This is a genomic window from Bacillus paranthracis, from assembly GCF_024296885.1.
Taxonomy (GTDB): domain Bacteria; phylum Bacillota; class Bacilli; order Bacillales; family Bacillaceae_G; genus Bacillus_A; species Bacillus_A paranthracis.
Genome location: NZ_CP101135.1, coordinates 2,591,783 through 2,613,443, shown reverse-complemented (window position 1 = coordinate 2,613,443; position 21,661 = coordinate 2,591,783). Strand labels below are relative to the sequence as shown.

Genomic DNA, 21,661 nt, shown 5'->3' with positions numbered 1-21,661 from the left:
TACTTCGAAAGAGACTTATGAGACAACCTCTTTACATTTTGAAAGGGAGAGTTTAATGTGAATGTTTATTGGTAGATACAAAAAGGCTTACAATAAATAAAAAAATTGCATTTATGATCAATAGGCCACTAAATGTAAGCCCAGCAAAACCTCCAGCGAATCCATCTCCTACTTTTTCACCAATTACATGCAAAGTGGCGAAGAAAACGATGGGGGAAGAAAGAATGAAAATGCCACTGGTAATTTTCCATATTCCCCTATATTTCTTTGCTATAAAGAAAATTAGAGCATTAAAAGCAATAAGAAGTAAAAGAAATATAATGAATGAATTCATCATATCCTCCTTTTGGTAAAGAGTTTGAATTTTCATTATTTACATTGGTATTTCAAAGGAAATATTATACAATATGATTATATTCTATGGAAAGTGAGTGATATATTATGACAGTCAGCTCTTTCGAATTTTCATTAAAAATACAGGTACAGGGAGATTAATTGAATTTAAATCTTCCGTACGTAAAAAACGGGGGAGAAAATAAATGTTTAGTTTTTATAGTACACTTTGCACGGAACTTTATGATTACACAAAGCCTGTCGGTTATTCTTTAAATGGTGATATTGAGTATTACGAAAAACGTTTGAAAAATTGTAGAGGTAGAATTCTCGAAGCAGCAGTAGGATCAGGGCGTGTCATCATCCCGCTTCTTGAGGCTGGTTTTACAGTAGATGGGATTGACTATTCACCTGAGATGCTAGAATCGTGCCGTATAAGATGTAAAGAGAGAGGCTTACACCCTAATTTATATGAAGGAAGCTTACAACAATTTTCACTTCCGCATAAATATGAGGCAATTATTATTCCTACTGGTTCTTTTTGCTTAATTGAAAATCGAGAGGATTCTATACATGCATTGAAATGTTTTTATGAACACCTTAATCCAGGCGGACGATTAATCGTAGATATTATGCTTCCGTATGACTGGAAGACGGGGGAGATTCATACATCGACTTTTTCTTTACCAAATGGTGACGGAATTACATTAGAAAATAAATCAATTAAAATAGATTGGCTGAACCAAGTTACTCTATCCTATTTAAAATATGAAAAATGGAGTAAAGGGCAGTTAGTACAAACGGAATTGCAACGCTTTGCGGTGTGTTGGTATGGAATAGAAGAGTTTAAACTTCTTTTAGAAAGTATTGGTTTCTCTAATATTACTTGCTCTGCTGATTATGTTTATGAAAAAGAACCGTCAAATGCTAATCAAATGTTTACTTTTGAAGCCGTGCGAAAAGAAAAATAAAGAAGTATGTAAGAAAACAAGGCAATTGATACAATATCGATTGTCTTGTTTTAATTGTATATTATTTACATGCTATTACGTTTTCATTCTCCAAGCATCCTTCTACTAACTACATATACTATTTATATTAAAGACAGTCACTATTTTAAATAGAACTGTAATGTTTCTATAAATGATATTTTAGAGAGGTAGGGGATAAATTTGGCAAACGAAGAACAAGATAGAATTGAAAATCAAGTGTATTCAAATCGTGTAGTAAGATCAGAATTTGATGCGAATTGGGAAACTTGTATATCAAAAAGTGGTTATATAATTTATGTAGCAACAAGTAATAATGCTGAAGTAATAGTACTTCTTGCAGATGGTTCAAGTAAATTATTAATTTTCGAACAAGGCGGTAAAGTAGTAGTAGGCGGTGGTGGAACAAGTCATTACAGTAAGCCGCACATCGCAAGAAATATTTAAGGTAGAACAAAATGCCGGAAAATGGTTAACTCATTTTAGTAGAACTTGATGTACTACAAATACTTTTGAATGATCAGAGAAGTTTGTAGGGAATTGTACGGATCAATATTTGAAATATAATGTATGGTTTGAAGAATTCTATAAGCAATAAAAAAGCATTTCCTATTTCGGGAAGTGCTTTTTCTATGTTATAGTATAATAGTGTTTTGAAACAATGTTATTTTAATATATTTCAAATTTTGTTATGTATTATTTTTTATATTAAATTAGTTGCGTAAGTATTTTTTTATATAAGGAGTAATAATTAGAGAAATGAAAAATATAGACTTTATACTAGAAAGTGATGAGGCATTAAAACCGTCTGAACGATTAGTACTATTATTATTAGAGAAGCATAGAATGTTATATACGAACGATCTATTGGCATTATCTAATTTATCATATAAAACATTAACAGATTCATTAACGGCGCTTGTATTAAAATCATATGTGCTAAAGGAAACAGGTAAGGGAAGAAGACAGAATTGTTATAGATTGGTATGATAAGACTGCTGATTTTAGAGATTTTATATTAATATTTATCGAATGTAAGGGGAAAACGCATTTTTGTTTTTAAATGAAAAATGTAATAAACTTAAATGTTTTTAATTTCATTTTTGTTAATGATAATTTAATTATTTTAAAAAATAGAAAAATAAAATAAACTGCATAAAACAGAAATAAAAAAACAATCCGTTTTAAAAACGGATTGTTTTTTTTATTGGAATAATATTATAAGATGAATGGAACACAGGAATAATTATTCTACTTCACTTGTATACTTTTCAGGTAATAATTCCATTACGTTACATTTTACAAGTTCACCATTATAAGAAAGTATAACGTTCGTATTTTTTCCGTAATCACTTATTAATTCTCGACACATACCACATGGAGCAACAACCCAACATTTTTCTATATCTTCATGAGGGTGTGGGTGAGCAACTGCTACAATGGTATCAAATTCATGATCACCTTCTGAAATAGATTTTCCAATTGCCATAGCTTCACCACATACTGTTATTCTTCCAACATTCGCTTCAACATGTACTGCTGCATAAATATTACCTGTTTTAGTGCGTACTGCTGAACCGATATGATGACGGCCATATTTATAGTTTTTTTCGATTACTTTTTCAGCCGCTTTAATTAAATCATAGTCTTCACTATTTAAAGGTATTACGTGTAACATAATTTCTCCTCCATACTAAACATGATTAGTATTATTTAGTAGAAAATTTTAATATTTAAAATAAAAGATAAATGTTAAATAGATAATATTATTATGTAAACTATAATTAAAAAAGGAATATATAATAATCAACAGAACATATAGAAGAGTGTGATGATGAGAAAACAGCCTATGATATAGCCTTAGAAAAAGGTCATACTCACCTTTTACATTATTTGCAACAGGGAGTGAACGTGTGATGAATAAATGGAGTGTAGGGATATTTTTATTTAATGAGGTGGAAGTGTTAGATTTTGCAGGGCCATTTGAAGTTTTTTCTATCACTAAAGTACATGAAGAGAAACCATTTACTGTTTATACAGTTAGCCAAAATGGAGAAATGATTACAGCAAGGAACGGATTAAAGGTAAAGCCTGATTATAGTATTGAAGATTTACCACCAGTTGATATATTAATCATTCCAGGTGGTAAAGGCGCACGGGAAAATGAAGTGAAAAATGATATTGTAATAAATTGGGTTCGTCAGCAAATGAAAGAAGTAAAGCTAATGACTTCAGTTTGTACCGGAGCGTTATTACTCGCGAAAGCTGGTTTACTGGAAGGGTTAAAAGCAACAACACATTGGGCTAGTATTCAAACTTTCAAAAAAGATTTTCCGAATGTAGAAGTAATGGAGAATGTGAAATTTGTAGATGAAGGACATATTATTACATCGGCAGGTATTTCAGCTGGTATTAACATGTCATTTCATATTGTGAAAAATTTGCTAGGTGTGGAGATCGCTGAAGAAACGGCCAAAAATATGGAATATGATATTGATTTACAAAATTAAAAAAGCCCAAATTGGGCTTTTTTCTTATTTTGAGTGTATATAGGTATGATCTATGCTCTAAACTTAAGCTCTTAAACAGTCATTCTAGTTTTATCGAATGTACGAAAATGCATCTCTTTTCTCCTTGTAACCATGTTAAAACAAGGAGAACTTTGTATGTAAAAAACTTTTCTACAATAGTAGAAAAAGAATAACAGAAACTACTATTTTATGCCAGCATACATAAAAAAATGCAATGTAAATATGGAAATGTCGTCGAATGCTATCTTTAATTGGTTAATTAGTGAGATATTTTTGTGAAGGAGCTTATTTTATAAGAATAGAATTAAAGTTAATAAGAAATCATGCCGATGGTAGTGAAAATATATGTGTTAGGGGGATTTCATAATGAGGAAACTCAAGCGAATAAATGTTCCTAATATACAAGAACAACTATCACAGTCTAATGAAAATCGAGCAATTAATAAGAAAAAACTAAGGCGATTTATATTCATGTTTATATTTATTGCGGCGGCTACTTTGTACGTTCAATTTATTTTAACGAAACAACAAGAAATAATTGTAGAAAAAAAAGATACAATTACGAATCAAAAAAAACAATTGGTTTCTTTAAAGAAAGATGAGGCTTCTTTAAAGACTAACATAGAAAATTTAACAGATGATGATGAAGAAATTTTGAAGTTTGCGAGAAAAGAATATCAATTTTCTAAGTCAAATGAAACTATATTTGTGTTGCCAAAGTAGTGTAATAGAACAGTTAGCAATAGCTAGCTGTTTTTTCATGTAGGAATGTCATGGTACAAGAAACAATTACATATTGTAAAAATGAAGAGCTGGAGCTGTTTTTATACTTATGGAATATATACGAAAATAAATGTTGTTAAAATTCTGTCAATTGTATTATAATACAAGGTAAGCGGATACATTTTTTAATCCATGTTGAGTTTATCACTCATACGACTATTAAGAAAACCGTTATCCCGTATTAGAAAGGAAGAGAGCTGTGTACGCTTCAAATACAATTTATGTCGTAGGGGATGCGAAAGCACCTCAAAATAATCCCATTACCGAAAAGTTTAAAAGCTATTTTGTAGCGTTTGTACTTGTTAAGGAGACTGGGGAAATTGTAGATGCAGATTGCTCAGCGACAATTGCATTAACATCTCAATTCGTTAAATATTTATTTCTACATAAAAATATTAATGACCCAGAATTAGTAATGGAAATAAAAGATCGTTATTTCGGTTCGTCTCAAAAAGCATTACTTGTAGCATTAAAAGATGCACAGAAAAAATATAATCAAATTGCTGCTTTGTCTACCCATTCATAGACAAAATCCAGCCGTAAGAATCTTCTTATGGCTGGATTTTTTTATTTCACATTAACTTTCTATATGAAAAGTAAGCAAAAGAGGTGATTTATTGCTCTAAAAAATTTGAAATTAGGATTCCACTTTTTCAAACAACGAAAGGATGAACGATATGAAAATTACCGATGTAAAAGTAAATCGTAGGCGTGTGAATCTGCATACACCGTTTAAAACGGCGCTTCGTACCGTAACCGAAATAGAAAGTATAGATGTATATATTCATACAGATGAAGGAATTGTTGGCAAGGGTGCAGCAGCTGCAACACCGGTTATTACGGGGGATTTCGCTAACGGGATTGAAGAAGCAATTTTAGGGCCGATGCGTTCCAATTTAATTGGTCAAGATATCATTCAATTTCAGCAGTTACTACAGCACATCCAAATGAGTTGCATTGGAAATCCAAGTGCGAAAGCCGCGGTAGATATCGCATTATATGATGTGTATTGTCAATATCATAACATTCCACTTTACGCATTATTAGGCGGGAAGAAAGAAATCCATACAGATATTACGGTGAGTGTAGATGAGCCTTTCATTATGGCGAAAGAGGCAAAGCAACATGTAGAAAAAGGATTTCAAACTTTAAAAATTAAAGTGGGGAAATCTGCACACTTAGACTTAGAACGTATTGAAGCGATTCGAAATAGCGTACCAAAAAATACGACGTTACGATTAGATGCAAATCAAGGGTGGAATCCAAAAGAGGCAGTTTCTATCATTAAAGAGATGGAAAATCGCAATTTAAATATTGAATTTATTGAACAACCTGTTCATGCGAAAGATTGGGATGGATTAAAGTACGTCAAAGATCATGTACAAACACCTATTATGGCAGATGAAAGCATATTTTCAGCGAGTGATGCATTAAAAATTGTGCAAGGAAGATATGCAGACTTAATCAATATTAAATTAATGAAATGTGGAGGCATACGTGAAGCGTGGCGTATTGCCGATATTGCAGAAGCAGCTGGTGTGAAATGTATGGTAGGAAGCATGATGGAATCTTCTCTTTCTGTTAGCGCTGTTGCACATTTAGCTGCTGCACATCCTAATATTCATTACTTCGATCTTGATGCACCGCTTTGGTTAATGGAAGAACCGGAAGGAATGACTTATTCTGGATCAAAGGTAAACCTTCAATCGACAGTGAATAGTAAATCTTAGGAGAAGAGACTAGTAAATTATCTTTTAAGGGGGATATGTATGAAAAAAGTAGGAACTGCATTTTTAACAACTTTATTTATATTTTCATCGTTTACATCAGCAAATGCTGAGGAAAAGAAAGATAGTAAGGCGTTTATCGATGTATCTGCTGCAACACTTTGGACCACGCCTGATTCATTACGGCCAATTGATGCACCAAGTGCTACAAATCCAGTTGATTTGTGGAAGTGGACGAAATCGATGACGCTTGATGAGAAACTTTGGTTAACAAGTGCAAATAAATTAGAAACGCAAGCGTTATTAGGCCAAGAAGTAACAGTTGTAGATAAAAAAGGGGATTGGGTGAAAGTGTTAGTCCATGGTCAGCCAACACCTCGAAATGAAGAAGGCTACCCAGGATGGATGCCTGAAAAACAGTTAACATATAATCAAGAATTTGCAGATAAAACAAATAAACCTTTCGTATTAGTAACGAAACCGACAGCCATTTTATATATAAATCCTTCTGAAAAACATAAATCGCTTGAAGTGAGCTATAATACGCGACTGCCGCTACTTAGTGAAGATACGATTTCATACCGCGTGTTGCTACCAAATGGGCAGAAAGCTTGGCTACGAAAAAATGATGGAACGGTTTACCGTTCTCAAAATGATATTCCAACCCCGACGGCCGATGATCTAATAAACACAGGGAAAATGTTTTTAGGATTACCGTACATTTGGGCTGGTACAAGTGGCTTCGGATTTGATTGCTCTGGATTTACACATACGATTTATAAATCGCACGGTATTACAATTCCACGAGATTCTGGTCCGCAATCGAGAAATGGAGTTGCAGTTGATAAAGAACATTTACAAAAAGGAGATTTAATCTTCTTTGCACATGATCAAGGGAAAGGCAGTGTTCATCATGTGGGGATGTACATTGGTGATGGAAATATGATTCACTCACCGAGAGCTGAAAGATCGGTAGAGATTATACCGCTAAATACACCAGGATATATAGAAGAATACGCTGGCGCCCGTCGTTACTTACCTTAAAAAATAGAGGGGGTTTTCAAATGAAAAAAGTTGTTCGTTACTCATTAGTTAGTACTCTATTCGTTTCTTCAATTTTAGTTGGCTGCGCAAAAGAAAAAACAACGACAAAGCCGAAAGATGAGAAGAAAGTATTACAGTTACTAGAAACGGGTGAAATTCCGTCATTAAATTCAGGGAAAGTAACAGATGCAGTATCATTTAACGTTTTAAATAACGTCATGGAAGGATTATTCCGCTTATCGAAAAACGATGAAGTGATTGAGGCTGGAGCACAAAAATATGAAGTGAGTAAAGATGGGAAAACATATACATTCCACTTGCGTGATGCGAAGTGGTCTAACGGAGATCCAGTAACAGCGCAAGATTACGTATATGCTTGGAAGCAGCTTATTAATCCGGATACTGCTTCTCAATATGCATACATTGCGTACGATGTGAAAAATGCGGAGAAAATAAATAAGAAACAACTAGGGTTAGAGGAATTAGGAGTAAAAGCGAAGGATGATAAAACGTTCGTTGTAGAGTTGGAACATCCTGTACCGTATTTTACGAAACTACTTATTTTACCGTCCTTCTATCCAATTAACGAGAAATATGCGAAAGAGCAAGGCGATAAATATGGATTAGAAGCAAATAAAACGGTATATAATGGGCCATTTACATTATCTGATTGGAAGCATGAAGCTAGTTTTACGATGAAGAAAAACGATAAGTATTGGGATAAAAAAGAAGTGAAGCTAGATGAAGTAAACTATCAAATTGTTAAAGAAATTTCAACTGCGGTAAATTTATATGAAACAGATAAAGTTGATAGAGCTGTCATTTCTACAGAATTCGTAGATAAATATAAAAATAATAAAGAGCTAAAACAATATACAGATCCAGTTATGTACTTCTTCCGATTTAATGAAAATGTGCCGATTCTTAAAAATAAAAATGCACGTCTTGCACTAAGTACAGTGTTTGATAAGAAAGGACTTGCGACTTCATTTTTAAATGATGGATCGGTTGCTGCAAACTATTACGTGCCAAAAGGATTTTTAAAAGGTCCAGATAAAAAAGATTTTAGAAGTACAGCAGGTGAGTTTAATAAAACGGATGTAAAACAGGCGAAAGAATATTGGGAAAAGGCGAAGCAAGAAACAGGTACAAATGAAGTAACGCTTGAGTTATTAAACTATGATTTAGAAAACTTCAAAAAAGTAGGAGAATATATTAAAGAGCAGCTTGAGAAAAACTTACCTGGCTTAAAGGTAAATGTGAAATTACAACCACACACGCAAAAATTAGCGCTAGAGAAGAAGAAAGAATATGAAATGTCGTTATCACGCTGGTTACCAGATTATCCAGATCCAATGACTTACTTAGAAGTATTCCTTTCTGGAAGCAGTGTAAACAATACTGAATATGCAAATCCAGAATATGATGCGTTAATTAAGAAGATTAAAACAGAATTAGGTAATGATGAAAAAAACCGTTGGAAAGCATTGCAAGATGCTGAGAAGATGTTGCTGGATGATGCGGTAATTGCTCCAGTATTCCAGCGCGGATTATCTTACTTACAAAAGCCGTATGTGAAAGATTTATACGTACATCAATTTGGACCAGCAACAAGTTTAAAGTGGGCAGATGTACAAAAATAAAGGATGAGAAAACAGACTCCACGTTTGTGGTAGTCTGTTTTTTAGTTAAAGTCGGGTAAATAGTACATGGTATAATTTACCATTATGTATAAAATTTTGGAGGGGAATGAAGTTTTATGTTTGAAGAAAAGAAAGTAATACATACAAAAAGGTTATTCATGAGAAAGCCCATTATAGAAGATGTTGATCAATTTTATAGCATAGTAAAAGAAGAGGCTGTTGGCAAATGGCTTGCTAAATCAAAGGGAATGTCAAAGGAAGAAGCAAAGGACTATATTATGCAACTAATATCACATTGGGAACAGTATGGTTTCGGGGTATGGTTGTTAGTTAATAGAAATACAGGAGAGCTTTTAGGACATTGTGGTTTAAGAAAAATAGATGCAACAGGTGAAATAGAAATTATGTATTTACTTGATCCGGAATATTGGGGAAATGGATATGCGTCAGAAGCAGCAAAGGCTTCCATTCAATATGCAAAAGAGATGATGAATGTAAAAAGAATAATTGCTAGAGTAAAAGTAGCAAATGAGAACTCGAAAAAACTTTTACGAAATCTAGGGTTTATATATACTCATGAAGTTGATTATAGCGGGCGCTTATTATCATATTTTGAACTCAATACATCATCCGAAGAATTCTAGACATTTCATATGTTTTTTCATTGTTAAAAAATAAAATTATTACTAAAATTTCAGTGTGAAATGTATGTAGAATCTTGTATAATTAACGTGTTTCTATGGAAACATTTTCTTGCGCTATATATAGGTCTTAATAGAACAAGGAAAGAAATACATACATGTATATAATAGATAAATAGAATGGAACATGTATAGAGAAAAAGGAGAGAAATGATGACGTGTCAAAGACAAGGGTTACAATTTAATTGCGATAGGAAGAGGAATAAAAAATGAAAATGAAGCATGCCTTTGGTCCCATAATTTTAGCGTGTGTGCTTTTTTTTATTATCATACTCATCCCATCGAAAAGTTTAGTATCACTGATTAGTGATAAGAAGGTAGAAGATGCGGCAACTTCCTTACAAAAAGAAAAATTACAAAGTGTATTCTTGCAACAGAAAATGTTAGAGAATTCGCAGTATTTACCGATGTACGGTTCATCTGAATTTTTACGAATGGATGCATATCATCCGTCTAATTATTTCAAAGTAAATCCCGCTGGTTTTACGCCATATTTAATTGGGATTGGCGGTACACAAAGTTTAGCTCATATATTAAATATGACATCTACAATGGATGAGTTAGAAGGTAAAAAAGTAGTCTTTGTTTTATCACCACAATGGTTTACAAAGACTGGTGTATCGCAGGGGGATTTTACGAACAATTTCTCTAAACAACAAGCATATCATTTTATTTTTAATGATAAAATAAATGTAGAAATGAAGAAGCAAATTGCGAAACGACTTTTAGATTATAAAGTTGTTCAAGAAGATGATATATTAAAAAATTCCTTAGAAGGTATTGTATTTAATGATACGAAACATAACGTAAAAGCGGGTTTAGTTAAACCACTTGCTTATATGCATCGAAATATTTTAGATCATAGAGATTTATTTAACTCCATATTTAAGATTGAGCCGATGAAAGAAAAAACAAATGTGGGACTACGTTCAATTTCTTGGGTAGATGCACGTAAACATGCGGAAGAAGAAGGGAAAGCGGAATCTACTACAAACACATTCGGAATTGAAAATCCATATTACTATAAACATAATTTGAAGAAAAAGTTAAAAGGTTTAAAAAACTTTAGAGCAAATGAATCGTATGAAGAATCACCAGAATATGATGACTTACAAATTGTTTTAAATATTTTTAAAGAGAAAAATGTCAAGCCGCTCTTTATTTCTGTACCTGTAAATGGACCGTGGTATGATTACGCTGGTTTCCCTAAAGAGCGCCGTGAAGTGTATTATAAAAAAGTTAGGGAACAAGTTGAGAAAGCTGGGTATCCAGTAGTCGATTTCTCTGGCCATGAATATGATAAGTATTTCTTAAAAGATACAATTCATTTAGGTTGGAAAGGCTGGATTTACTTTGATGAAGCAGTGCAAAACTTTTATACTGAGAAATAAGTGTGGAGAAAAAGGAACGGCTATAAGCTGTTCCTTTTTTAGTATAGCGGTTTTTATTTATATTTTTACGCAAGATTTTTACGCTTTTTTGCCCATTTTTTTATAACGAAGTATAAAAGAATAAGTATGACGCCACCAATTGCGAATGATTTCACATATGGTCCTGCAACATCGTTAATATTTTCCCAATTCTCACCTAGTTTTTCACCTAAATAAATGAAAATGATAGACCAAGGGATGATTGCAAGTGCTGTTAACGTAGTGAAACGTAGGAATGACATTTTTGTAATACCAGCAGGAATTGAAATCGCATGACGCACTACTGGAATGAAGCGTGCTGTAAAAATGACGCCAGTTCCGTAACGATTAAACCAATCTTCAGCAGCGTCTATTTGTTTTTTATGAATGAAAATATATTTTCCGTATCGTTCTAATATAGGTCGTCCACCGTATCGTCCAAGCCAATAAATAAAAATTTGAGCAATAACACCGCCAATTGTACCAAATACAACTGCGCCTAAAAATGAGATACTACCATTGAATACTAAGTATCCCGCATAAGCAAGGACAATCTCACTTGGGATAATCTCAATCATAAGTCCAAGCATAATGCCCCAATAACCTAATCCTTCAAAAAACGTTAATACTGAATGAATAAAACTACTTACCATTGTTGCACCTTCTAGTTTATGTATTTTTGAATAGGTGAACCTTATACTTAATAACATAAAAGATTCACTATGTGTAGATTATACCTTATTTGTATAGGGGATTGCTATTTCAATTCTTTTATGTCCTTTATAAGGATTATAGTAAAGTATATAAGTTCAATTTTCATGAAGAGAGAATGAAAAGATTATTAAAAATTTCTCATAAAAAATAGGAGCATTTCTGCTCCTATTTTTTACGGCTTCACATCTAAGTTCTGTAAAAATAAAGTTGCTGTTACGTAACGTTTCGCTAACATTTGTACATAAGCGGTATGTACAGAAAGTGTGGCGATAATAATGGCGTTACGGATTGCTTCACGTTGTTCGTTATTAACCTGATCGAACTTGCTTGCAATTTTATCAGCTCTTTCTTTTACGATGTTTTCAATTGTATGGATTGTATCTGTTGCATTTAATTGTAAGCAATTCCCTTGATTGAGTTCTTCAAATAGAGAAGAGTATGCTCCATATAAATGAACAGGATTGATTAAGTCATCACTTCGATCGGCTGGGTCATTTACGATAAGGCGTAATAGCTTACGAATGGATTCAAAATCAAGTGCTGTTTTTAAATCTTCAACAATGAATAGTAAGGCTGCTTGTTCAATTGAATATTTTTTTCCTTTTTGAGGAGAGCCAATCATTTCTTTTATATCTCGTTTCACCCAGTTTTGCATGGCAGTTACAGAGAAACTTGTGTTTTCGATCTGATTGCCAAGCGCGACTATTTCATTTAAAGAGAAACCGACGTCTGTATCGTCAATTTTTATCAGTTTTTCAAAAATAGGTGAAAGTGCGGTAGTAATAAAAGCAGTTACGCTTTGTCCGCTTTCAATATCTTTTTTATGTGACTTTGCCCAAGCTTCTTGTAAAATACCGAGAGGCTTTTTCGTATTCCATCCTCTTAATGATAGAAGAAGGGTAGCCATTTCGTTTCGTGTGAGATGAAATGTTTCCATCTTTTCACCTCCATAAATAATAAAAAGTTCTTATGAACCTATAATATGTTTTGTTTCATTTAAAGTCAATTCTGTTTTGCTTAATTTTTCCTTTGTCACCAAACTGTCGGAAGTAAATAATGCTTGCATATTTCGACAAAAGTTCATATAATAAGTTCATAAGAACCTTTAAAATGTTTTTAAAAACAAATCTATCATTCTGAATTTACTAGAAAGGTAGATTTCACATATATCTATATAAAAGGAGAATGGATATAATATGTTGAAAAAACTTGTAGCAGTCATGACAGCATTCATGGTTATCTTTGGAGCTAGTAGCTTCATGTTTGTAGATCACGCAGCAGCGAAGAGTTACAAATCTGGTAAAAAATCATACACACCAAGTTCTGGTCAAAAGTCAAAAGTTGATTTGAACAAAAAAGATAGTAACGTGAATTCACAAAAAACAACAACAGATTCAAAAACAAAAGCAACGAACACAGCACCAAAAAGTAATAAAGGAAGCTTTATGAAAGGTTTATTACTAGGTGGTCTTGGTGGTTTACTAATGGGTAGCTTATTTGCAAATATGGGAGCTCTTGGTTCTGTATTAGCGTTTATGGTAAATATGTTAGTAATGGCTGGTATCGTAATGTTAGCAATTCGTGCATTTAAATACTTCAAAGATCAACGTAAGAAAAAGGAAGATGAAGTAGCATGGAAACGATAAAAATTTCTGAACAAGAACTGATCAATGCCCTTTGCGTATATATCGCTGAAAAAAGACAAGTTGGTCCAGAAGAAGTTTTAGTTGAACTTATGTACGACGATGACTATGGTTTTTCTGCTGAAGTAGAGGTAAATGGTCGCCAACAAATTTTAATTCAAGCGAACTTAATCGAAGCACTACGCTTATTACTTGACAGAGAATATAATGTCAATTCATTTGCGGCGAGATTACAACTTGAATTAGATGATGAAGAAGGTATTTACGCGTTAGCGAAATTTAATAACTCAGATGAGTAGGAAAAAGAGCTGTTGAGAGTATTCTCAGCAGCTCTTTTTAGCATGTGCAAATGCAAGGGAATAATCACGCCAAATTTCATTCATTTTCCGTCTACCGACATCAACACCTTGGTTAAATTGAATGGCAGCTTGTTGACGTACCGCATGTACATGTTGGATTGCTTGTTGCAATTGTTGTTCCACCGAATGGGATTTTTTATTTGCTTGTTTTACAATTGAATATCCAGCAACAGTTCCTTGTGCCATGGCGATTTTCCCGCTTTCAATGCCAGTTATATTCCCGGCTACAAATAAACCAGCAAGAGGGGTTTCCATTGTTTCGGAATGGAGAGGAACATGCCCGCCTAATTCCGGAATGTAACGGAACGGACAGCCAGCTACAGCGGCTAGTTCAGCGAGAGGATATAAGCCACCGGCAATACAAACGAAGTCTGCTTCATATATTTGTTCCGATCCGGTTACGATATTTCCTTTCGTATCAATATTAGCAACGCGTACACCTTCAACTTGATTTGTTCCGATAATTTCAAGAGCTGCTTTTCGAAGGTGAAGAGGTGTACCGTTTATTTTCATTCCGCTGTTTGGATAGAAGGTTAATCCGGCTTTTCGAATCCAGTCATATTTCATAAAATGGCTACCTATGCGTAGAAAAGCAGAAGGAGCGAGATGAGCCGCATTTAAAAGAGAATTTAAAACTTCTTCTGGTTCACCAGCCGGTTGACTTAATTCACTTTTTTCAGGAAGGACGATATGTTCCACTTTAATTCCTGCCAATTGTAATTCATTCAAAATAGCAAATGACAATATGTTAGCACCAATAATGATTCCTTTTTTCCCAACTTGAACACGATGTACATTCGTCATAACTTGAGCAGCGCCAATTGACATCACCCCAGGGAGTGTCCAACCAGGAAGAGGGATAGAGTACTCAGCAGCGCCAGTAGCAAGTAAAACGAAAGGTGCTTCTAACGTACCGATATTCGTATGGACGAACCAAGAACTTTCATCTTTATCTAAATTATAGACGGAAATACCACATTGAATATTAACTGAAAGAGATTGTGCTTCTTCGTGAAGGCGTTTTGATTCTTTTATCCCGTTCCACCATTCTCCAGTAGGTTCTTGATGTAATTGTCCTAACAATCTTCCGCCAGGCTTCATAAATTCATCAATAACAAGTACATTCAGTCCAAATCGAGCGCAAGAGATAGAGGCTGATAAACCCGCTGGGCCAGCTCCGATAATTATGACATCATTCATCGCTTTTTCACCATCTCTCTAACGATATTTGGATGCTGTTTACCACTAGCAACAACCATATCTTTTTCAACAACAGTTAAGCATGCTCGTACGTTCGTTTGATTATTTACTGTGACGCGGCATTCAGAACAATGTCCGATATTACAGTAAATACCTCGCGGTGTCCCGTTATCTTCGTGCACTCTTAATGTTCTTATTCCGTTTGCAAGTAAAGCGGCCGCAATTGTTTCATGTTCATATGCTTCATATTGTTGACCATTAAATTGAAAAGTAATGCGATTACTATTATTTAAACTTCCTAAAATAGGGTGATGTGTAATTCTACTCATTTACTTTCACCTACCGATCCAAAAGTAACTGCTCGTACCGGTGGTTGATATTTCAATGGAATATCATTTGTAGTTACGCCTGGATTAGCATGTTCAATCATTCGATCTATCATCATTCTACATGTGCGGCCACCGCAAAATCCCATGCCAGCACGTGTTCTTAGTTTTAATTCTCTTGCCGAGCATTTATATTCAGCAATTGTCGATTGAAGTTGACCGTATGTAACTTCTTCACATCGACAAACAATTAAGTGGTCTTTATTCGTCATATGTATTCCTCCTCTAGTTCGGTTTGCACAAATTATATAATGCAAAAACTATGCCAATATAGAGGAGGTAAGGTTTATTGTAACCCGAGCTTTTTTAAACGGTTATATAAAGTGGCTCTCGTAACACCAAGTTGTTTCGCACATTCTAATTTATTTCCATTCAAAATGCGTAAAGCCCTCTCAATGACCTTTTTCTCATGTTCCTCCATCTCTTCTTGTAAAGAGAGGATTGTATTATTGTTGCTGAGTAATAAGGAATGAGCCGCATGATTATCTAAAGTTTCGGTTGTATGAAATGGTAAATATTCTTGCTTTATAATACCGTCAGTCGCAAATACGACAAGTCTTTCAATAACGTTACGGAGCTCGCGAATATTACCTGGCCAATTGTAATGAAGCAGTTCATGCATAATGCTTGAAGGTAAGTCGCGAATGGGTCTGTTATAGTTGATTGAAAAATCGTTTAGGAAAGAATAGGTTAATTCAATAATATCTTCGCGTCTTTCGCGCAGCGGTGGAATATGCAAACTAACTACATTTAGGCGATAGTATAAATCTTCTCGGAACGTGCCTTTTCTCATTTCTTCTTGTAAATCACGATTGGTAGCAGCGATAATACGGAAGTCAATATGAATCTCTTTTTCTCCACCAACTCGGTAATATTTTCGTTCTTGTAGTACGCGCAAAAGCTTCACTTGCATATCGAGCGGCATTTCTCCTATTTCATCAAGAAATAATGTGCCGCCTTGGGCGAGCTCTATTTTACCTTTCTTACCTTTACTATTTGCACCAGAAAACGCCCCGCGCTCATACCCGAATAATTCGCTTTCAAATAACGCCTCTGGAATGGCACCACAGTTAATCGAAATAAAAGGTGCCTTCGCTGCCTCACTAGCTTCATGAATTGCTTTCGCAAATACTTCTTTTCCAACACCACTTTCACCGAGTATTAAAACAGTTGATTTCACCGAACAAACTTTTCTAGCTAATTGTATTGTTCTTTGTATAACAGGGCTCTTTCCATTCATCGCAAGAAAAGGATCTGATTCATCTTTATACTTTGCTACTTCTTGTTCTAAACGGTGCATTTCATGTGACATATTGAATAGTTTTTCATTTAATGCGACTTGATTTGTAACGTCAGTTTCTGAAACGACTGCTCCTATAATTTCACCGTTACAATAAACTGGATTTGAGTTAATTAATACGAACAAATCTGGACGAGGTTGATGGAACTGAGCGATTATACTTTTTCCGTCATGTAATGATTGCAAAATTTCCAAATCTTTATAGTCAAAAAAACGAGTGATAGGTTGCCCAATAATCTCATTATGCTTGACTGAAAAGATCTTCTCGGCGCCATCTGTCCAGGTGCAAACGCGTTCTTTATCATCGATGACTGTAACGGAAGAATCCGTTGTTTGTATTACGGTGTTATAAAAAGAATGGAGTTCATTGTATGACTTAACAAGAAACGGAATGATTTGCTGAGCTGTTATACAGCATATAGGCTCTTTATTTTCGTTCATTATGATAACGACTATTTCATTGGAAAACGCGTCAATTAAAGCGGTGAATGATTCATCTTTATATATTACTGCGCAGTTATATTTTTCTGTAGTAGAAGGGCGGTAATAATACTTTCCGTTAATTTGCTCAATATGTTGCAAGCAGTATGTATGATCAATGGATAAAATTTTTAGAAATTCTTTTATTGTGGGAAATGAGAATGCCATATTGTCCTCCTATTATGTATAAAAATTTTGACAGTGATAAAAAAATAATACACTTATTTGCGATAAATTTAAAATATTTTTACAAATAAAAATATTATTTATAAAAATTGTATATATGTACAGTTGGCACGTCAATTGCATAAAAGAAAGTGAGAGCTTTAGGGGAAGGAGGAGTATTTTGTGAGGCACTGCGACGTTTTAATAATTGGCGGCGGTATTATTGGCTGCTCGATCGCTTATTACACTTCAAAATACGGAAGAGACGTAACAATCATTGAAAAAGGAGAATTTGTCAGCGGGACGTCTTCACGGTGTGACGGAAATATTTTGGCTATTGATAAAGACCCAGGATTTGATAGTCAAATGTCGTTAGTAAGTCAAAAATTAGTAACGGATTTAAGTGAAGAGTTAGAGCACTCATTTGAATATAGGGCACCAGGAAGTATTCTCGTATGTGAGTCGGATGAAGAGATGGAAGCAGCGCAGCAATGGGTGAATCGTCAAAAAGAAGCGGGTTTACCGTTTCGAATGCTTGATAGGCAAGATATAAGAGCAGAATCGCCATTTTTTGCAGATGATTTATTAGGCGGGTTAGAATGCGCAACAGATTCGACTGTAAATCCATATCTTCTTGCTTTTTCACTTCTTGCAGAATCGAAGAAATATGGTACGAAGGCTTTTAATCATACGGAAGTAAAAGAAATGAGAAGAGATAAAGAAGGTTCCTTTATTGTAGAAACGACAAATGGGACGTTTACTGCGAAGCAAGTGGTGAACGCAGCGGGTGTGTGGGCTCCGAAAATCGGACAAATGTTGGATGTAAATATCCCAATTGAACCGAGAAAAGGGCATATTATTGTAGCTTCAAGGCAACAACACGTTGGTTGCCGTAAAGTAATGGAATTTGGTTATTTAATTTCTAAATTTGGCGGACAACGAAAAGTGGATGCTTTAACTGAAAAATATGGGGTAGCTCTTGTGTTTGAGCCGACAGAAAGCCAAAATTTTTTAATTGGTAGTAGTAGAGAGTTTGTAGGGTTTCATACGAAGATAAATAACGAGGTTATTAAATGTATTGCGAACAGAGCAATACGTTTTTATCCGAAAATGGCGGATATGATGGTGATTCGTTCCTATGCTGGATTACGCCCGTGGACAGAGGATCATTTGCCGATTATTTCACGTGTGGAACATATCCCAAATTACTTTATAGCAGCAGGGCATGAGGGGGATGGCATTAGTCTTGCCGCAGTTACAGGAAAAGTGATTGAAGAGTTATTAAATGAAAAAGAAACAATCATTCCTATTGAACCACTTCGTTTGAGTCGTTTTACAGAAAGGGTGTTAAACGGATGAGGTCACAAAGAGTCTTTACGACGATTGATACACATACGGGTGGGAATCCAACGAGAACATTGATTAGCGGCCTGCCTAAGTTAATAGGCGAGACGATGGCAGAGAAGATGTTATATATGAAAAAGGAGTATGACTGGATTCGCAAATTGTTAATGAATGAACCGCGTGGTCATGATGTAATGTCAGGAGCACTATTAACAGATCCGTGTCATCCTGAAGCAGATATTGGTGTTATTTACATAGAGACAGGTGGATATTTACCGATGTGTGGTCACGATACAATTGGTGTATGTACAGCTTTAATTGAATCAGGTTTAATTCCGGTAGTTGAACCGATTACCTCGTTAAAGTTAGACACGCCAGCCGGCTTAGTTGAAGTGGATATCTTTGTTCAAGATGGAAAAGCGAAAGAAGTCTCCTTTTGTAACATACCAGCTTTTTTACTGAAACACATTACTGTAGACGTCGAAGACATTGGAACTGTAGAGGCGGATATTGCGTATGGAGGGAATTTTTATGCCATTATCGATGCGAAATCAGTAGGGTTAGAGTTAGTACCAGAAAACGCATCTACAATCATAGATAAGGCAATTCATATAAGAAATATCATTAATGAGAAATTTGAAATCATTCATCCAGAGCATTCGTTTATTAGAGGATTAACCCACGTGGAGTTTTATACAGATCCTACCCATGAAAGTGCGCATGTGAAAAACACAGTTGTCGTTCCGCCTGGAGGAATTGATCGATCTCCATGTGGTACAGGAACATCAGCGAAGTTAGCTGTATTATACGCAAACCAAAAAATTGAAATGAATGAAGAGTTTGTTCATGAGAGTATTGTTGGTTCTTTATTTAAAGGGTGCGTTATAAATACGACAAATGTTGCAAATATGGAAGCTGTCGTAACGAAAATTACAGGTTCAGCTTGGCTTATGGGGATGCATAGATTTTTTTACAATGAAAAGGATCCACTGAAAGAAGGATTTTTGCTAATTCCGCCGATGGAACATGAAACGGAGGATGTAAAATGAACATTCAAAAAATGTATACAGCAGTAGACGTACACGTAAATGGCGAGGCATTCCGTGTAATAAAAGATGTACCATGCAAGTACTACTACAATTTAGAGCAATTAAACGAACAATTTTCAGGTGAATTAGCAGAAGAAATGCAACTTTTATTAAATGAACCGCGTGGTTTTATCGGTTTAAACGGATGTATCGTCGTTCCTTCTATTCATCCGGAAGTTGATGCAGCTGTATTATTTTTTAATCACGAAGGGTCAATACCTCTTCATTACGGAGGTATTGTCGCAGTCATAACGATGTTACTAGAAAGCGGATATTTAAAAAAGAGAGAGACGAATCAATACAAAATCGAAACGTTATCTGGCATATTTTTAGTTCATGCGTATGTAGAGAATGATGAAGTTGTATCTGTTTCGTTTGAAAGTAAAGTATGTTATATGATTGAGAAAAATTTACAAGTTGAACATATAAGTTACTCTCTCATACAGGCAGATAAAGTATATGCAGTTGTAGAAAAAGATGCGTATTCACCAGAAATTCATATTGAAAACATTTCTGAATTGAAAAAATGGGGAGAAAGTACACTACAAGCTATACAAAAACAGTCGTTAATACAAAGGCTTATTTTAGTAGATTCTTCGCAAAAAGAAAAGAACCATATAAAGTCGATTACCTTTCAGGAAGATAACTTTATCGTACGATCGCCAGGTTTTATTTCTACTATTGTGTCTTATGTTCACGCGTTATTTAAAAATAATTATATAGCGGATAAACCTTTTATAAATGAAAGTATATGTAATAGCTTTATAACTGTTGAAAAAGTGAAGAAGGAAGAAATAGGTTACATTTTCCGTTTTGAAAGTAGAGGATTTATTACAGGGATGCAGACGTTTCTATTAGATCCTACAGATCCGTTTCCGACAGGATTTTTATTAAAATAAAATAGTAAAGGGAGAGATAAATATGAAAAATATTAAAGGGGCATTTCCAGTATTAATCACACCGATGGATGAGTTGCAAGGGATTAATTGGAACGGTGTAAAACAAAACGTAAACTACTTTATTGAGCAAAAAGTGGCTGGCATTATTATTAATGGAAGCACAGGAGAGTTTGTGAGTTTATCAAAAGAAGAACGATTTAAAATGGTAGAAACAGTATTAAAAGAAGTTGATGGTCGTATACCAGTTATTGTTGGAACTGCTGCGGAGACGACGAAAGAGACGATTGAATATACGAAACATGCAGAAGCGCATGGAGCGGATTGTGCATTAATTATAAATTCGTATTATTGTAAACCGAAAGAAGAGGAAATATATTTTCATTTTAAAGAAATCTCAAACGCTGTAAATATTCCAATTATGTTATACAATAACCCGTTTACATCTGGTGTTGATATGAGTACAGAACTCATGCTACGTATTGGAAAAGAGTGTGAAAATGTTACACATATTAAAGAATCTAGCGGAGATATTCGAAAAGCGAGAGATTTAGTAAGACAAGGCGAAGGTGCGTTTCAAGTATTCTGTGGATCTGAAGATTTAGTTATGGAATCTTATTTAGTTGGTGCGACGGGCTGGGTTTCAGTAGCAGGTAATATCGTACCGGGACTTGTTACGAAAATGTATGAGCATTTTCATAATGGTGAATTAGAAAAAGCTTGGGAAATAAACGACGCTATTTTACCTCTTTGCGAGTTTCTTGAAGGATCAGGAAAGTATGTGCAAATTGTGAAACGATCAATGGAATTACACGGGCAAGCTGGAGGACCTTCACGTTATCCGAGACTCGGATTAACTGAAGAAGAAGATCAAAAACTTCAAACGATTATTTCAAAAATTGCAGCTCATGCAGCTGTTTAAATAA

At 34.6% G+C, this 21,661-nt stretch carries 25 protein-coding genes and 1 pseudogene; 18 read left to right on the top strand and 8 right to left on the bottom strand.

Going from position 1 to position 21,661, the window contains the following annotated elements; translation table 11 throughout:
• Positions 1–52 precede the first annotated feature (52 nt).
• Positions 53–334, bottom strand: a complete 282-nt coding sequence (locus NLJ82_RS13450) for a hypothetical protein (RefSeq protein WP_001083943.1) — start codon at positions 332–334, stop codon at positions 53–55.
• A gap of 205 nt (positions 335–539) precedes the next feature.
• Between NLJ82_RS13450 and NLJ82_RS13445 the strand changes: the two genes are divergently transcribed.
• The 3 genes from NLJ82_RS13445 (at position 540) to NLJ82_RS13435 (ending at position 2,312) form a co-directional block, all read left to right on the top strand.
• A complete protein-coding gene (locus NLJ82_RS13445) occupies positions 540–1,304 on the top strand; it encodes a class I SAM-dependent methyltransferase (protein WP_000490899.1) in 765 nt (254 codons plus the stop codon).
• Positions 1,305–1,505: 201 nt separating this feature from the next.
• Positions 1,506–1,769: a hypothetical protein gene (locus NLJ82_RS13440; RefSeq protein WP_001262613.1), complete on the top strand. Its 264-nt coding sequence runs from the start codon at positions 1,506–1,508 to the stop codon at positions 1,767–1,769.
• Positions 1,770–2,081: 312 nt separating this feature from the next.
• Entirely contained in the window at positions 2,082–2,312 is a 231-nt protein-coding gene (locus NLJ82_RS13435) for a hypothetical protein (RefSeq protein ID WP_000789031.1), read from the top strand.
• A 256-nt stretch (positions 2,313–2,568) separates the two neighbouring features.
• Here NLJ82_RS13435 and NLJ82_RS13430 read toward each other — a convergent pair whose 3' ends face one another.
• Positions 2,569–3,000 carry a cytidine deaminase gene (locus tag NLJ82_RS13430; protein WP_000903440.1) on the bottom strand — a complete coding sequence of 144 codons (432 nt, stop codon included), beginning with the start codon at positions 2,998–3,000 and terminating at the stop codon, positions 2,569–2,571.
• A gap of 152 nt (positions 3,001–3,152) precedes the next feature.
• Between NLJ82_RS13430 and NLJ82_RS13425 the strand changes: the two are divergent.
• The 9 genes and pseudogenes from NLJ82_RS13425 to dltD all read left to right on the top strand — a co-directional run.
• Positions 3,153–3,239, top strand: a pseudogene (locus NLJ82_RS13425) (ankyrin repeat domain-containing protein); the annotation flags it as partial.
• Positions 3,236–3,832, top strand: coding sequence for a DJ-1/PfpI family protein (locus NLJ82_RS13420; RefSeq protein WP_000981417.1), 597 nt, complete (start codon positions 3,236–3,238; stop codon positions 3,830–3,832). The pseudogene NLJ82_RS13425 and the gene NLJ82_RS13420, both read left to right, overlap by 4 nt.
• 387 nt (positions 3,833–4,219) lie before the next feature.
• The gene (locus tag NLJ82_RS13415; protein ID WP_001228720.1) at positions 4,220–4,576 is read left to right on the top strand and encodes an FtsB family cell division protein; all 357 of its coding nucleotides are present in this window, start codon (positions 4,220–4,222) and stop codon (positions 4,574–4,576) included.
• Between the two features lie 259 nt (positions 4,577–4,835).
• Positions 4,836–5,162: a DUF3870 domain-containing protein gene (locus NLJ82_RS13410; RefSeq protein WP_000271328.1), complete on the top strand. Its 327-nt coding sequence runs from the start codon at positions 4,836–4,838 to the stop codon at positions 5,160–5,162.
• Between the two features lie 142 nt (positions 5,163–5,304).
• On the top strand, positions 5,305–6,366 hold the full coding sequence (locus NLJ82_RS13405) for a dipeptide epimerase (RefSeq protein ID WP_002021647.1): 1,062 nt from the start codon (positions 5,305–5,307) through the stop codon (positions 6,364–6,366).
• A 39-nt stretch (positions 6,367–6,405) separates the two neighbouring features.
• A complete protein-coding gene (locus NLJ82_RS13400) occupies positions 6,406–7,407 on the top strand; it encodes a C40 family peptidase (protein WP_000755454.1) in 1,002 nt (333 codons plus the stop codon).
• Positions 7,408–7,427: 20 nt separating this feature from the next.
• Positions 7,428–9,050, top strand: a complete 1,623-nt coding sequence (locus tag NLJ82_RS13395; RefSeq protein ID WP_000758242.1) for a peptide ABC transporter substrate-binding protein — start codon at positions 7,428–7,430, stop codon at positions 9,048–9,050.
• Between the two features lie 116 nt (positions 9,051–9,166).
• Complete coding sequence (locus NLJ82_RS13390) at positions 9,167–9,694, top strand: GNAT family N-acetyltransferase (protein WP_000461338.1); 528 nt, start codon at positions 9,167–9,169, stop codon at positions 9,692–9,694.
• Positions 9,695–9,960: 266 nt separating this feature from the next.
• Positions 9,961–11,142, top strand: a complete 1,182-nt coding sequence (gene dltD / locus NLJ82_RS13385) for a D-alanyl-lipoteichoic acid biosynthesis protein DltD (protein WP_000782319.1) — start codon at positions 9,961–9,963, stop codon at positions 11,140–11,142.
• A 65-nt stretch (positions 11,143–11,207) separates the two neighbouring features.
• Here the strand turns inward: dltD and uptA are convergent, their stop codons facing one another.
• A complete protein-coding gene (gene uptA / locus NLJ82_RS13380) occupies positions 11,208–11,813 on the bottom strand; it encodes an undecaprenyl phosphate transporter UptA (protein ID WP_000254822.1) in 606 nt (201 codons plus the stop codon).
• Between the two features lie 233 nt (positions 11,814–12,046).
• On the bottom strand, positions 12,047–12,811 hold the full coding sequence (locus NLJ82_RS13375) for a DUF1836 domain-containing protein (RefSeq protein WP_000447224.1): 765 nt from the start codon (positions 12,809–12,811) through the stop codon (positions 12,047–12,049).
• Between the two features lie 259 nt (positions 12,812–13,070).
• Between NLJ82_RS13375 and NLJ82_RS13370 the strand changes: the two genes are divergently transcribed.
• Positions 13,071–13,520: a hypothetical protein gene (locus NLJ82_RS13370; RefSeq protein WP_000914485.1), complete on the top strand. Its 450-nt coding sequence runs from the start codon at positions 13,071–13,073 to the stop codon at positions 13,518–13,520.
• A complete protein-coding gene (locus NLJ82_RS13365; protein WP_000447759.1) occupies positions 13,508–13,816 on the top strand; it encodes a YxcD family protein in 309 nt (102 codons plus the stop codon). Before NLJ82_RS13370 ends, NLJ82_RS13365 begins: the two co-directional genes overlap by 13 nt.
• Positions 13,817–13,840: 24 nt before the next feature.
• Here the strand turns inward: NLJ82_RS13365 and NLJ82_RS13360 are convergent, their stop codons facing one another.
• The 4 genes from NLJ82_RS13360 to NLJ82_RS13345 form a co-directional block, all read right to left on the bottom strand.
• The gene (locus NLJ82_RS13360) at positions 13,841–15,076 is read right to left on the bottom strand and encodes an NAD(P)/FAD-dependent oxidoreductase (RefSeq protein ID WP_001000596.1); all 1,236 of its coding nucleotides are present in this window, start codon (positions 15,074–15,076) and stop codon (positions 13,841–13,843) included.
• Complete coding sequence (locus tag NLJ82_RS13355; protein ID WP_000087061.1) at positions 15,073–15,405, bottom strand: (2Fe-2S)-binding protein; 333 nt, start codon at positions 15,403–15,405, stop codon at positions 15,073–15,075. The genes NLJ82_RS13360 and NLJ82_RS13355 overlap by 4 nt, the downstream gene beginning before the upstream one ends.
• On the bottom strand, positions 15,402–15,674 hold the full coding sequence (locus tag NLJ82_RS13350) for a (2Fe-2S)-binding protein (protein WP_000182238.1): 273 nt from the start codon (positions 15,672–15,674) through the stop codon (positions 15,402–15,404). Before NLJ82_RS13350 ends, NLJ82_RS13355 begins: the two co-directional genes overlap by 4 nt.
• 74 nt (positions 15,675–15,748) lie before the next feature.
• On the bottom strand, positions 15,749–17,410 hold the full coding sequence (locus tag NLJ82_RS13345; protein ID WP_000885707.1) for a sigma-54 interaction domain-containing protein: 1,662 nt from the start codon (positions 17,408–17,410) through the stop codon (positions 15,749–15,751).
• 180 nt (positions 17,411–17,590) lie between these two features.
• On the opposite strand from NLJ82_RS13345, the gene NLJ82_RS13340 reads away from it, so the two are divergent.
• From NLJ82_RS13340 to dapA, 4 genes are read left to right on the top strand one after another with little or no spacing between them, the layout of a single operon-like run.
• Positions 17,591–18,766 carry an NAD(P)/FAD-dependent oxidoreductase gene (locus NLJ82_RS13340; protein ID WP_001215253.1) on the top strand — a complete coding sequence of 392 codons (1,176 nt, stop codon included), beginning with the start codon at positions 17,591–17,593 and terminating at the stop codon, positions 18,764–18,766.
• On the top strand, positions 18,763–19,800 hold the full coding sequence (locus NLJ82_RS13335; RefSeq protein WP_001257550.1) for a proline racemase family protein: 1,038 nt from the start codon (positions 18,763–18,765) through the stop codon (positions 19,798–19,800). The genes NLJ82_RS13340 and NLJ82_RS13335 overlap by 4 nt, the downstream gene beginning before the upstream one ends.
• On the top strand, positions 19,797–20,738 hold the full coding sequence (locus NLJ82_RS13330; protein ID WP_001025541.1) for a proline racemase family protein: 942 nt from the start codon (positions 19,797–19,799) through the stop codon (positions 20,736–20,738). Before NLJ82_RS13335 ends, NLJ82_RS13330 begins: the two co-directional genes overlap by 4 nt.
• Before the next feature lie 22 nt (positions 20,739–20,760).
• A complete protein-coding gene (gene dapA, locus NLJ82_RS13325; protein ID WP_000789616.1) occupies positions 20,761–21,657 on the top strand; it encodes a 4-hydroxy-tetrahydrodipicolinate synthase in 897 nt (298 codons plus the stop codon).
• Positions 21,658–21,661: the final 4 nt, after the last annotated feature.